Source organism: Weissella cibaria, from assembly GCF_004521965.1.
GTDB lineage: Bacteria > Bacillota > Bacilli > Lactobacillales > Lactobacillaceae > Weissella > Weissella cibaria_A.
On record NZ_SDGK01000037.1, the window covers coordinates 41,642 to 54,056 of the forward strand.

Genomic DNA, 12,415 nt, shown 5'->3' on the forward strand with positions numbered 1-12,415 from the left:
TGGCGTTGCCAAATAGGTGCTATCAACCCACCCCAATCATTTGCGCAACTTGCCGATTGATTGGGGTGGGTTTTAGTGTTGATTTGTTGAGCAGATGTTTAGAAAAATTGTAGGCAAAGAATCGTCAGTTGGGATGTAGCAATTAACAAACAGTAAGGGTGTTGGACTAAAGTTGGCCACGCGATTTTCGCGTGTTTAGTCCGCAATGCATAAATAGCTAATTGGCAATAGGTATAAAATGTATAAGTATACAAACTGTGCGGGCGGTCAGTCTAGGGTTACCGGAAGTTGAAAACATGAAAATTTTTTACAAATTTCGGTGAATGCCTCGTTTATCGATCTGTAACATGTAACACGGGTAAAGTGTGCCTGTTTTGCCTATATAGCAACTTATTGCTATATACAATTTTTGCGATGTGCCCCAACACACTCCTACCCTACTTATTATTTAGCGGTATAATTCTTGCGACAATGCCGTTCTTCGGGTAAGCTGAACTATCGGAAAAACTTTTTGGAGGTTTTGAGCATGACTTTGAAAACGTGGTTGAAGTTCGTTGAAATTCAATCATTAGTCGCTAGCGTTTTACCCTTAATCTTGGGTAATCTGTACGCGGCAAGTACGTATCACCACATGAATGCAGTGCCAGCAAGTGTCTTTATGATTGTCGCCTTTGCATTGCAGATGGGGGTGAATGTTTGGAATAATCTGCAGGACTTTAAATCAGCAACCAGTGACGAGTGGAAGAACGGTGTAAATAATATCGTTGGATCGGGTGGGATTACTCCCCGCGAAGGTTGGACGACGTTAATCGCTCTTGTGTTAATTGTAGTAGTCGGTGGCCTTTGGTTGGTTACGCAGACAGGTATACCATTGTTGATTATGGGACTGATTGGTTTTACGGTTGCGTACTGGTATGCTGGTACGCCACTACCATTATCACGAACGCCATTCGGTGAATTGGCCTCTGGTTTGACGATGGGGTACTTGATTTTCTTGAGTGCAACATACGTCAATGTAGCGCCAGTCTTTAACGGTGAATTGCTGTTACACGCCATCGTAGCGTCAGCAATTTCATGGTTCGCAATTGGTGACATTATGTTGGCAAACAACATCGGCGACTACGAAGAAGACCTCGCTGAAAATCGCCACACATTGGTTTGGCATTTGGGTAAAGACCGTGCGGTTAAGTTGTTTGGCTGGATTTATTTAGCGGGATATCTCATGTTGATTTTGTCAGTTGTATTGAGGATTTTGCCATGGCCAGCTTTGTTGGCGTTGGTGTCATTCCCAATCGTGCGCAAAAACACCCAGGCTTTTCAAGCAAAACCAATTAAGCCTAATTTCCCACAAGCCATTAAGAACGCTGTTGTCATCTCAATAACATTGGCTATTGGGTTGGTGATTGGATTATTTATTTAACAATTGATATAGACGAAAAATGCGTCCCCTAGCTGTAGGAGGACGCATTTTTTAATCTAAATCAACACCAGGGTTATCAATCGACAACAACGCAATCATAACAAAGGCGATGTTTGAATGGTTTGAATAACCGATGTAGTAAGGTTGCCACTCACTCGCAAATTTGTGCTTGTAGTGACGAAGACCTTCGAATGAATAAATTTTTGAACCAAATTGATAAATCAAATTAGCAACGCGTTCACGGATGAAACTTTGTTCGTGAAGCCCCACGTTTGATAGAGGGGACATCCCCAAATTAAACGTGTTGTAACCAGCGTCACGTGCATACTCGAACGTCTTTACAAAAAGTACATCCATCGTGCCGTTGGGTGATTCGCTCGTGAAACGCATCAAATCGACAGTCATTTGATTTTCAGTTGCGGACGTAACCAGGGTTGCGAAGGCAACGATGTGGCCATCCGGTGCTTTTAAGACGCCGATACCGCCACGTTGCAAGTAGTGGTCGTTGAAGAATCCAAGTGAGTAACCTTTTTCTTCACGACCGTGTAACCATTCGTCAGAAATTTGGCGCAATTCTTGCAACAAGGCATCTGAGAATGGTGGCTGCAAGACTTCATAGGTGAAGCCAGCGGCAGTTGCTTGATTGATTTCACTGCGGATGTTCGCGAATTTCTTACCAGCTGTCTTGAATGATGGTGTATCAACCCACGCTTCTTCTCCAAGTTTCATAAAGTTATAGCCGAATTCGTGCACCATCATGGCAATCTTTTCGGAAACCTCATAGAAAATTGGCGTGTAGCCTAAGCGGTCGGCCTCGCTAATAAAGGCGGCCAAGGCGGCCTGGAAGTCAGTACTATCACCAAACGGATCGCTCATGACGGCGGCCTTGTTGTTAACCAAACGGAATTGGATAGCCACCGTATCGGCCTCGCTTTGGTCGGGCCGGTAGTAGAATAAGCGCTTATCGCCAAGGAAAATCAGGTTGGTGTAGTGATTATCACCACGTGCCAATACCTGATTGACGCGTTCCTCATCAAGGGCTTCACCGAGTAATTGCGTGCGGCCTTGCATGTAAGCGATAAAACCAAGCACACCAAGGCTCACAATCGCAATTGCGATGAATCCAATTAACCACCAGCGCAACGATGGGACTAAGAAGAACCCAGATGTTCGCACGTGGAAACGGTGTGAGACGGCAGGTAGATTAGCGACCCCAATGGTGAGGTAAGCGATAAACAACCCGCCGTAGATGACACCATCAACCAGTCGATTTTCCCAGCTGTAAATGAATTGCACCCGGGTTAACGTTGGCTTGATGAATAACGTCCCAATGAACAATGCACCAAGTAAGACGAGGGGCTGTACGTGTTCGTGAGAAATAGCAACATAGCCAAAGCTAATTGCCAACAAAGTTAAGGTCGGCCAGTAAGCGCGCTTAACCTTATTGGCAATCCCACGACCGGCAATAATCAGCATGAACCCGATGAAAATATTTGGTACTTGCAGCAAAAAGCCAGAGGTCCAGGGGTTTAGGTGGCGCAATAGATGGAACGATTGTAGTGTTCCTGGCAAGGCCCCGGCGATAATCAATGTGATGCCCGAAAAGTAGAGTAAGACGGTCACGGCTTTTTGTAACATCGATCGTACAATGACGCTTGGGATGCCACGGAATTTACGGTTGGTTTCGCGGAGTGCGCGTGTTGCGGCGATAATAACCGCGATGATAAATGGCACAATTGTGTAGGCAACACGATAGAACAGAATCCATAAGAAAATAACAGCTGGGTCCATCCCAAGTGTTTGCAGGCCGATAAAGGCGAAAATATCAAATGTTCCCCAACCGCCAGGAACGAGTGTCACAATACCAAAGGTCCGGGCAGCGATGAATAATGGCATGACTGACCAGATAGCGATTGGCATTTGGAATAAGGCGCCGATTAATAGAAAGCCGGCTGTGTTAGCCACCCAGGTAGCTAACGACGCGGCAAAGAGTCGTGCGTAATCGCTAGCACTGAATGGCAAGCTGTCACGATGACGGAAGTGACTGACGATTAACCCAATGAAAGGTAATGTGACGGCAACAACCAGCCAAGGTGCGTAATTGATAACGGCAGTGTGTGACCAGTAGATGCCAGTTGCGATAAGGCTTAGTAAGCTGACAACGGCCAAACCGCTGGTCGATAACCACCAACTGCGATGTAACGTTGCACTACGTTCAGTACGGTTATCATCGAAGAGCTGATTTTGGAACCACATCACGACGAAATCTGCCACCCCAAAGGTGTTATCGAGCGCATTAATCAGCCAACTCGATAGCCAATATTGTTTGGGATCTGTAGGGGTTAACAAACGTTTATAGGCCCAATTGTAACTAACCCCGACGCTGGCAGTTAGGATACCGATAACGAAAATCCCAAGTAATAGGCCAATCGGGATTTCAGCGAAAATTGCTAACAATAGTTTTAACGGCATGCGTTTGATGACAGCGCCTAATTCAAATAGCGCGACAAACGCGACGGCGATAATCATAATCCGCCGAATGTTATGCCATTTCTGATTCATATGAAAAACTCCTTAATAAACTGACGCACGATTTTTGTGAATGCGTGTGGGGAAACCTGAATGAATAAATGACTACGGAATTTTACCACCATCAGCTGACCATTTGGAAGTGAATTTGCGATGTTTTCAGAGTGTTGTCGCTTAATGAAGTCGAACTGACCGACTAAAACTAATGTCCGGTTGGGCACTAGTCGCAAATCAGCCTTGCTAATGTGGGGCGATTCGAACATTAATTGCGTCTGCAACCAACGAGCGTGGAGAAATTTACTCAGATAGCGCGTGCGACGAAGCAACCAATCAATACCGGTTGCAAGCGCCATGATTGGCGCTTTGACGCCCGATAACGACAAATTAGGGGCGTTTAAGACCATGGTATCAGTGTGACCGGGAAAATCTAAAGTGTAGCGCAACGCTAGGTTAGCGCCATCGCTATAGCCGACGATGTGCCAATGCGTGATATGAAGTTCTTGGCGCAGGGCTTCGACATCTTGGGATAAGAGGCTATACGTCAGATGATCAGTGTTTGATGTTGATTGTCCGTGGCCCCGGGCGTCTTGCGTAATCACGTAAAAATCCGGTACCAAATAAGTGACATGGCGCTTGAAATCATGCTGCGATCCGTTATTGCCATGTAGCAGCAAGAGGGCAGGATTACTTGGATTGCCGAATGTTTGGTAGCTGAGTTGACTACCGTTAAAGTTAAAAAATGCCATAATGCATGCCTCGAGATATTAATACTTATATTGTACACAGTTTGCCTGTGGATAACTTGTGGAAAGCTTGTTCGCATGACAACTGTCACGTGCACAAATACGCTAGGTTAAACTTAATTGGATAGTGAAACTTTTCACTACGCCCGTAAATGGGCGTTTGTCACATGTTCTGATATAATGAAAGGCAAATAGAAATACGAGGTAGCGGTATGTTACAACAAATGAAACAGTCTAAAATTCTTTTTTGGACCGTTGAATTACTCGCGGTTGCGTTGTTGATTTTAGTCATAACGCAGCTTAGTTTTATTCTAGAACCGATTGGAAAATTCATTGGGGCGGTGTTTGTGCCTTTGATTGTATCGGGATTTTTATATTACTTATTAAACCCAGTCGTTGAAGCGTTGCAAAAAATACCAGTGGGTAAGCGCCACCATGTTAACCGACCGGTTGCCATTGCCATTGTGATGATTTTATTGCTGGCCTTAATCGGGGCCGCAGTGCTGTCGTTGGTGCCAGCCTTGGCTGAACAAGTCGGTAAGCTAGTGAAAAATGCACCAGCCTTGGTCGAAACGATGCAACAATGGGTCAAACATATGAGCCAAGTGAGTTGGGTTAAAGAAATTGGCGTCAAAGTGGATTTTGCTAAAATTCAAACCCAAATTGAGAATTTCGGCGAAACGTTCATCTCAGGGACTGCAAATAGTTTGAGCACGTTGATCGGGACGGTCACGAGTGTCACAATCACTGCGATTACTGTACCAGTTATGACGATTTATATGTTGAATGATGGTCAAAAGTTAGTGCCATTTCTGCAGAAAATTTTCCCAGACCGCTCCCGTGGCCGGGTTGCCGAAATTTTAGGCCGTTTGAATGGCACGATTGCGCAATACATCAGTGGTCAGGCGATTGAAATGATTTTCGTCGGTGTCTTCACGACGATTGGTTATTTCATCATTGGACAAAATTACGCCTTGCTACTAGGTGTTTTTGCTGGTTTGACCAACATGATTCCGTACGTTGGGCCGTACATCGGTTTAGTACCCGCATTATTCGTGTCTTTTACGCAAAGTCCAATGCAGGCAGTGTGGGTGATTGTTGTGGTCTTGATCGTGCAACAAGTTGATAGTAATTTGATTTACCCACGGATTATGGGGGCTTCGTTGAATATTCACCCACTAACAATTATTGTGTTGTTGTTGGCGGCCGGAAATATTGCGGGGATTCCGGGGATGATTTTGGCAGTGCCATTTTACGCTGTTGTGCGGACGATTGTTGTTTATGCTTGGCAACTTTGGCAAATTGAAAAGCCAACGGTTACTGAAGAAAATTAAAGTGTACAAAAAGAGGCTGGGACAGAAGTCTCTGTCTCAGCCTCAAAAGCCGCCAATCTCCCGATTTAAAATCGGAGGATTGGCGGCTTTTAAACGTATTCCGAAAGGCTGAACCCTTAATATAACGCCACTTGACCCGCTCATACCTCTACGCTATGCTTCAAGGCATAAGCGGGTCAAACAACGTTATCATCGGGTCCAAAGCGCCTTTCGTATCACTCTCTTTTTGTTGTTAACGTGTCGTGTTGCTGCGCAAACAAATGTGGCAAACTATTTTGCGTCGTTAAACTTGACAAACAAGCCGTAAATACCGCCAATCATCAGCATATAAAGCACAATGGCAACAGATGTATCTAGCCATTCCGCATCGCCTAGTATTGGTGACAAGAAACCGACGGACGCTGACATCACAAAAGAAAATACAGCTAAGCCAATAAACAAAACCATCGCTGTAATTGCCACATTGGCCCAGTGTGATGATACTGATAGGAACCGGCTCATCCCCAGATTGGCGGCCAGGCCAATAATATTAACCAATAGAAACAAGCCAATCATGACAAACACTGTGCTAAGAACGAATTTTCCAATAATCGGCATCACTTCCGATACATTTTGCGGATTAAATCCGACAAATTTCGCATTTACGGACGGTTTAACAATCGCCATGTACACAAGTAACATTGCAAAATAAAGAATAGCGTTCACCATCGGCACCAAAAAACGAACCAGCAAATTTGTCGTAAAAAAACGGCGTTTCGAGACTGGCAGCAGGACAAAATGGGCGTCTTGCCAAGATAAAACGGCCTGCTTTAGCGCCAGCAACCCATAGACAAAATAGAAGAATCCCAGCATTATCAGATTTTGTGTCACGATCATCCAAACTATGTGACCAACGGATTGGCCCCACTGTGCGTGAATAATTGCCACAGCTACCAACACCATAATGCCGGCATAAATTTTCAAAACCTGCCACAACGGCCGATAACTATCTGCAATCATTAGTTTCACTAATTGTTTTGTTGATGTCATAACTCAATCCCTCCATTGTCTTCTACATATCGTTGCACATAATATTGTTCCAACGTCATATGCTCATTATCACGAATGTCGTCGATCGTCTGATCAACAATGATATGTGCATCTTTTAGAATGAGAACACGATCAATAACCGGTTCAATTTCCGCAATTTCATGTGTCGACATCAAAATCGTCGCATCCTCCGGCACCCATTGAATCAGCGTTTGTAGCAACTTACGCCGTGTCAGGACATCAACGCCACTAAATGGTTCATCCAGCATGAACACCTTAGCATCACGGGATACCGTCAATGCAAAAATCAACCGTTCTAGCATTCCCTTTGATAAGGCAGATACTTGATCTTGCTCGTTGAGCCGAAGCGTTTTATTTACTTCAGTCCAGCGTTCCTGGTTAAAATCCGGAAATCCCGCACGATAAAAAGCCAATACATCCGCAATCGTATCGCGCTTGCGAACCCAATTAAGATTTGGGATAAAAGCCACGGCGGATTTAAGTGCATCGCCCGTTAGACCATCCAACGAGATATTGGCCCCCTTCTTCGGCAACACAGTCCCCGCAATCAAGCGCATCAATGTTGTTTTCCCGACGCCATTTTCACCCAGTACCCCAATGATTTCTGGTGCGTTACTCTCAAAGTTGATATCTTGCAACACTGAGCGTCGACCACGCGCATAATTTAGACCCGCTACTTTAAACATGCCTCTTACTCCTTCTGTACTGACGCTAAAGTTTCCGCAATAATGTGCCGTAACTCATCTTCCGAAACAAAGGTCAAACTATTTTTAATAAACGTTTCCGCCATCACTCTAATTTTTTTCGTTCGAATCATTTCAAACGTCTTTTCATTCGATGTTACAAAGTTTCCCAGGCCACGCCGTGTTTCAACTAAACCACTCTCCACCAAACGGTTCACCGCATTTTGCACAGTACGGCCGTTAATCACTAATGTAGCCACTAGTTCACGAACGCCAGGAATCTTTGTATTCATTGGATACTTACCATCTAAGATTTCCCGCTCTAGGAAATCGGCGACTTGAATATATAATGGTTCACTATCATTGAATTCCATCATTCGCCCTCCTGATATAGTGTAGTATAACACTACTACACAAAGTTGCAAGCGCCACTAAAAAAAGCCAGGCTAAAATCGCCTGACTGTCGTTTATTTAATACTTATTTTTTAGGTAACTGTAACTGCCAACGCTCATTAAAGAACTTGCGGTAAGCCATAAAACTAGCAAAAACTGATGAAATACCAGTCGCTGACAACAACATGAACACCACCATGATTTGATATTTAATCGCATGAATTGGATCAACACCCGCCATAATCAAACCGGACATCATCCCCGGCAATGAGACCAAGCCATATGTCCGTACTGAATCAATTGTTGGTTGCATCCCTGTTCGGATTGCTTCGCGGACAATCTCACCGGCTGCTAATTTTGGCGATGCGCCCAAAGCCAACCGTTCAAACACTTGACCTTGTTGGTCACGGAATTGTTGATTCAGACTGCGATAAACAAGTCCCACCGCCGTCATCGAGTTTCCTGCGACCATACCAGTCACTGGAATCATTTGGTATGGTTCAAACTTCAGCACACCGGTTAAGACCAAAATGCTCATCGTGATGGTTGTTGATAGTAATAAGCCCCACCATGAAATCACAAACGCACTCGGAATACCCTGACTCCGCTTCTTTCCGTTGCGAGCGGCATTATAAATAATGAATAGTTGCATAGTCAATGTTAGCAACCAATTATCCACATTGAAAATAAACTTCAATAGGTATCCAACAATAATTAATTGCACAATCGCGCGGGCAACTGAAATAATTGTCTCTTTCTCTAACCGCAACTTTTGGCGGTAGCTAATGACCAAGGAAATGACAACTAGGATAAACGCTAATGCTAACGACCAGTTACTAACATTAATTTGACTGTTCATGACGTCGTGCCCCCTCTCCGTTTTGAATCGTTAAGATATCTTGGGCATCGGCAATTTCACCTTCATCGTGCGTCACTGATAACACAATTAACCGTTCGCGCGCATGCAACGCACGAATCGCACGCCAAATAATCTGCTTGGTCTCTGCATCTAAGCCAGTTGATATTTCATCAAGTAGCAAAACCTTGGGTGGAAATAGTAGATTGCGCAACACCCCGACGCGCTGCCGCTCGCCACCCGACAACTCTGTCACAGCTTTATCTAAATAATCCGCCGGCAAATCCATCTGTTCCAACCCCGCAAGTTGTTGCTGATCATTTGGTGTTTGTTGGCGCACCAGATATGGTAAATCTAGATTATCACGCACTGTTTCACCAAATAATTGGGCAGATTGTGTGGCATACGACACTTGTTGACGGTAATCGCCAATCGGCAAGCGCATGACGTCTTCATCATTCAAAAAAATATGCCCCTCTGTAATATCCTGCAATCCAGCAATGGCTTTTAGTAGGGTACTTTTCCCGCCACCCGACGGACCAACCACGGTTACCCAATCACCATCATGCAACTCAAAACTAATATTATGCCAAATTTGACGACCTTCAACCTGATAGCCCGCCTGATCAACCACTAGCTTTGTCATAAAAACCTCCCCAAATAAAAAATGATACACACCATCCTGTATACTATTTTACACAATTATTCTTCTGTGGTTGCCGAAATATCCTGCGTCACGACTGGCAACATCTCTAACCAAGTCGTTTCGAATAACGCTTTAAACAAATTATCGTCCCATTTATCCGCAAAAAATGGGTGGTAAAAATACGTGAAGGTTTGCATGATGGTCATACCACGTTGATGACGAAATGTATCCCATGCCATGATATTTTCAACCGCAGCCGCAAAGTCCTGCAGCCGTGGGTCAATCAAAACACTGCGATCGGCAAGTTGTTCCTCATAGAACGCCATCATTTCCGGTTCGCGGCCAAACCCTTCCCGCCGACGTGAGGCCAATAGCCACAGCCAATCATGTAACGCGGTTTCTCGTTCCTCTTCAGGCGCTCGGACATTAGCTGCCCACACCGGTCCATCCACTTGTTCGAGCCAATCGGTATTCATTGACTCAAACAACGCTTGCTTATTGGCAAAATGTTTGTACAACGCCGCTGGTGTAATATCCAGTCGGCGTGCCACATCCGCCAATCGTGATTTTTCAAAGCCTTTTTCAGCTAAAACTTGTCGTGCAGCGTCAAAGATAGATTCTGTTGTAACCTTTGCCATGGCGCTCCTCCTCCTTTGTTTTGGCAACAATTAACTGCCTTACTTTCTACATTATAATCGAGCCTTAAAAGAGTTCCTAATATTTTCAACTTATTAATATTTTTGGTATAGTGGGTAAGTAGTTATTTGCTTATTTTTAGCAAGTAACAGAGAGAGTCGCATGGTTGTTTATTATTTAAACAACACTAATTTAATAGGAGTGTGAACAAAATGGCAATTTCATCATTGACTGACACATACACGCTTTCAAACGGTGTTAAGATTCCTGTCGTAGGATTTGGAACTTGGCAAACACCTGATGGTGACGTGGCTTACCAAAGCACGATTGATGCTTTAGCTGCTGGCTACCGTCACATCGATACGGCTGCTGCTTACGGTAACGAAGAATCAATCGGTCGCGCCTTGAAGGATTCAGGCATCGCCCGCGAAGAAATCTTCGTAACGTCAAAGTTGTGGAACGACATGCACGGTTACGAATCTGCTAAGCAAGCCTTGGATGACACGTTGAAGCGTTTGGATTTGGACTACTTGGACCTTTACTTGATCCACTGGCCAAACCCAAAGGCTAACCGTGACAACTGGGCTGAAGCAAATGCTGAATCATGGCGTGCTATGGAAGAGGCATATGAATCTGGTAAGGTTCGTGCCATCGGAATTTCAAACTTCCAAGTTCACCACTTCGAAGAGTTGTTGAAGACGGCTAAGGTAACACCTATGGTTAACCAATTGTTTGTTAACCCTTCTGACATGGAAGACGACATCGTGACTTTCAACAACGACCACAATGTTTTGACGGAAGCTTACTCACCATTGGGAACGGGTAAGATGTTGACAGTTGCCGCAATTCAAGAAATTGCTAACAAGTACAACAAGTCAGTTGCGCAAATCGCATTGCGTTGGTCATTGCAACACGGCTTCTTGCCATTGCCAAAGTCAACGCACAAGGAGCGCATTATCGAAAATGGTCAACTCTTTGACTTTGAGTTGACGGCTGATGATATGGCTGCCTTGGACAAGCTTGAAGGCGTAGCTGGTGCACACAACGACGCTGACAAGACAAACTTCTAATTTACTAGACAAAAACACCCTAGCTGAACGATGCGATGTACCCAAAAAGTTAAAGTAAAATATTTTAGCTGATTAAGCGGCCATTTGTCGGTATTCTACCGGTGAGTGGCCGTTTAATTTTACCTGAATTCGTGTGTTGTTGTAATACAGTGTCCAATTATTAATTGCATCAATCAACTCTTTTGCTTCACTCCATTGCGGAATAGATAACGATGTTTACCATCACTTCTGTAACCAGTTGCTCGTTTACCATTTTGGTAGAAAACGTCTTTTTTATAACCGGTAAATAGCTTGGGTTTGACCACTTCTTAGTAACCGGTTTGGCTATTGTCGTAGCTGCACGCTTCGCAACGGTTACCTGAGTGGTTGATACGGGCGCATGCTTAGTGGCTTGTGGCGCCGCCTTAGCAGCTTCGACCTGCGCCGTTGATTTTGGCACTTGTTGTTTCACGACGGCTTCAGACTGATGCGTAGCTTGTGCAGAAAGCGTCACTTCCCGAGTTAATCCACGCCGGCTAACCGTTGTAGATGAATACGCCACTGAGGGCACACTGCTTGGTACATTTTTTTGTTTCTACCGCGGATTGTTGTGGGGTGACTGACGAAACTTCTGCCGCCGTGGCCGAAATAACACTACCTAATGATTCAGTTGAACTGTCAGTCGCCTGAGATAAACTGCCACTTGAGTCCTCTGATTCAGCGTTGCCACACTTGTGTTATCGACTGATGATACTGACGTGACTGGCATGCCAGCCGATTCTGGTACCAAAGTTGCACTAGTCGTAACCTCGTTTTGCAATACAACGGCCGAGTCAGGTTGCGGGACTGGTTCATCAACAACCACACTTAGTTCATCCCCATTGTCATCGGCCGACACAACGGCCCCAGCAGCCATAACACCAACAAGGGAGTTGCAGCTACCCAAACCTTACCTGCTTTATACATCTTTTTGCGCATGTTCAACCCCGCTTAAAGCTTAATACTTCCTTAGCTTATGCCAATAAGTGTAGTCGCTCACAAACCCAAAATCAAAAGTCCTGCTCGAAACAAAAACA

14 protein-coding genes are annotated in these 12,415 nt (G+C 44.7%); 3 read left to right on the top strand and 11 right to left on the bottom strand.

Translation table 11 applies throughout. The features are described from left to right. The first annotated feature begins 526 nt into the window (after positions 1 to 526). Positions 527 to 1,420: a prenyltransferase gene (locus EST42_RS05550; RefSeq protein WP_134644564.1), complete on the top strand. Its 894-nt coding sequence runs from the start codon at positions 527 to 529 to the stop codon at positions 1,418 to 1,420. Positions 1,421 to 1,471: 51 nt separating this feature from the next. Here the strand turns inward: EST42_RS05550 and mprF are convergent, their stop codons facing one another. Both mprF and EST42_RS05560 read right to left on the bottom strand, forming a co-directional pair. Beyond that, the gene (mprF, locus tag EST42_RS05555) at positions 1,472 to 3,982 is read right to left on the bottom strand and encodes a bifunctional lysylphosphatidylglycerol flippase/synthetase MprF (protein WP_134644565.1); all 2,511 of its coding nucleotides are present in this window, start codon (positions 3,980 to 3,982) and stop codon (positions 1,472 to 1,474) included. Further along, positions 3,979 to 4,695 carry an alpha/beta fold hydrolase gene (locus EST42_RS05560; protein WP_134644566.1) on the bottom strand — a complete coding sequence of 239 codons (717 nt, stop codon included), beginning with the start codon at positions 4,693 to 4,695 and terminating at the stop codon, positions 3,979 to 3,981. The genes mprF and EST42_RS05560 overlap by 4 nt, the downstream gene beginning before the upstream one ends. 209 nt (positions 4,696 to 4,904) lie before the next feature. Here EST42_RS05560 and EST42_RS05565 point away from each other — a divergent pair, with 209 nt between their 5' ends. After that, positions 4,905 to 6,026, top strand: coding sequence for an AI-2E family transporter (locus tag EST42_RS05565; protein ID WP_134644567.1), 1,122 nt, complete (start codon positions 4,905 to 4,907; stop codon positions 6,024 to 6,026). Positions 6,027 to 6,296: 270 nt separating this feature from the next. On the opposite strand, the gene EST42_RS05570 is transcribed toward EST42_RS05565, so the two are convergent. The 6 genes from EST42_RS05570 to EST42_RS05595 all read right to left on the bottom strand — a co-directional run bounded on the left by EST42_RS05570 (position 6,297) and on the right by EST42_RS05595 (position 10,292). After that, positions 6,297 to 7,055, bottom strand: coding sequence for a hypothetical protein (locus EST42_RS05570; protein ID WP_134644568.1), 759 nt, complete (start codon positions 7,053 to 7,055; stop codon positions 6,297 to 6,299). Further along, complete coding sequence (locus tag EST42_RS05575; protein ID WP_134644569.1) at positions 7,052 to 7,762, bottom strand: ATP-binding cassette domain-containing protein; 711 nt, start codon at positions 7,760 to 7,762, stop codon at positions 7,052 to 7,054. Before EST42_RS05575 ends, EST42_RS05570 begins: the two co-directional genes overlap by 4 nt. 5 nt (positions 7,763 to 7,767) lie before the next feature. Next, positions 7,768 to 8,136 (bottom strand): GntR family transcriptional regulator, encoded by a 369-nt coding sequence (locus EST42_RS05580; RefSeq protein ID WP_245150408.1) that lies wholly within the window; start codon positions 8,134 to 8,136, stop codon positions 7,768 to 7,770. A gap of 101 nt (positions 8,137 to 8,237) precedes the next feature. Continuing rightward, positions 8,238 to 9,011, bottom strand: a complete 774-nt coding sequence (locus tag EST42_RS05585; protein ID WP_134644570.1) for an ABC transporter permease — start codon at positions 9,009 to 9,011, stop codon at positions 8,238 to 8,240. After that, positions 8,995 to 9,654 carry an ABC transporter ATP-binding protein gene (locus EST42_RS05590; RefSeq protein WP_134644571.1) on the bottom strand — a complete coding sequence of 220 codons (660 nt, stop codon included), beginning with the start codon at positions 9,652 to 9,654 and terminating at the stop codon, positions 8,995 to 8,997. Before EST42_RS05590 ends, EST42_RS05585 begins: the two co-directional genes overlap by 17 nt. Before the next feature lie 56 nt (positions 9,655 to 9,710). Continuing rightward, on the bottom strand, positions 9,711 to 10,292 hold the full coding sequence (locus EST42_RS05595) for a TetR/AcrR family transcriptional regulator (RefSeq protein ID WP_134644572.1): 582 nt from the start codon (positions 10,290 to 10,292) through the stop codon (positions 9,711 to 9,713). A gap of 210 nt (positions 10,293 to 10,502) precedes the next feature. On the opposite strand from EST42_RS05595, the gene EST42_RS05600 reads away from it, so the two are divergent. Beyond that, a complete protein-coding gene (locus EST42_RS05600) occupies positions 10,503 to 11,360 on the top strand; it encodes an aldo/keto reductase (RefSeq protein ID WP_134644573.1) in 858 nt (285 codons plus the stop codon). Between the two features lie 72 nt (positions 11,361 to 11,432). Here EST42_RS05600 and EST42_RS11555 read toward each other — a convergent pair whose 3' ends face one another. The 3 genes from EST42_RS11555 to EST42_RS05615 all read right to left on the bottom strand — a co-directional run bounded on the left by EST42_RS11555 (position 11,433) and on the right by EST42_RS05615 (position 12,285). Further along, positions 11,433 to 11,537, bottom strand: a complete 105-nt coding sequence (locus tag EST42_RS11555; protein WP_167711111.1) for an IS3 family transposase — start codon at positions 11,535 to 11,537, stop codon at positions 11,433 to 11,435. 10 nt (positions 11,538 to 11,547) lie between these two features. Beyond that, complete coding sequence (locus EST42_RS05610) at positions 11,548 to 11,901, bottom strand: hypothetical protein (RefSeq protein WP_134644574.1); 354 nt, start codon at positions 11,899 to 11,901, stop codon at positions 11,548 to 11,550. 96 nt (positions 11,902 to 11,997) lie between these two features. Beyond that, a complete protein-coding gene (locus EST42_RS05615; protein WP_245150409.1) occupies positions 11,998 to 12,285 on the bottom strand; it encodes a hypothetical protein in 288 nt (95 codons plus the stop codon). Positions 12,286 to 12,415: the final 130 nt, after the last annotated feature.

Coding starts and splice junctions, on each gene's coding strand:
- EST42_RS05590 (WP_134644571.1), bottom strand. CDS start 9,654: ATGACAAAGCTAGTGGTTGATCAGGCGGGCTATCAGGTTGAAGGTCGT.
- EST42_RS05560 (WP_134644566.1), bottom strand. CDS start 4,695: ATGGCATTTTTTAACTTTAACGGTAGTCAACTCAGCTACCAAACATTC.
- EST42_RS05570 (WP_134644568.1), bottom strand. CDS start 7,055: ATGACATCAACAAAACAATTAGTGAAACTAATGATTGCAGATAGTTAT.
- EST42_RS05580 (WP_245150408.1), bottom strand. CDS start 8,136: ATGATGGAATTCAATGATAGTGAACCATTATATATTCAAGTCGCCGAT.
- EST42_RS05565 (WP_134644567.1), top strand. CDS start 4,905: ATGTTACAACAAATGAAACAGTCTAAAATTCTTTTTTGGACCGTTGAA.
- EST42_RS05550 (WP_134644564.1), top strand. CDS start 527: ATGACTTTGAAAACGTGGTTGAAGTTCGTTGAAATTCAATCATTAGTC.
- EST42_RS05585 (WP_134644570.1), bottom strand. CDS start 9,011: ATGAACAGTCAAATTAATGTTAGTAACTGGTCGTTAGCATTAGCGTTT.
- mprF (WP_134644565.1), bottom strand. CDS start 3,982: ATGAATCAGAAATGGCATAACATTCGGCGGATTATGATTATCGCCGTC.
- EST42_RS05595 (WP_134644572.1), bottom strand. CDS start 10,292: ATGGCAAAGGTTACAACAGAATCTATCTTTGACGCTGCACGACAAGTT.
- EST42_RS05600 (WP_134644573.1), top strand. CDS start 10,503: ATGGCAATTTCATCATTGACTGACACATACACGCTTTCAAACGGTGTT.
- EST42_RS05575 (WP_134644569.1), bottom strand. CDS start 7,762: ATGTTTAAAGTAGCGGGTCTAAATTATGCGCGTGGTCGACGCTCAGTG.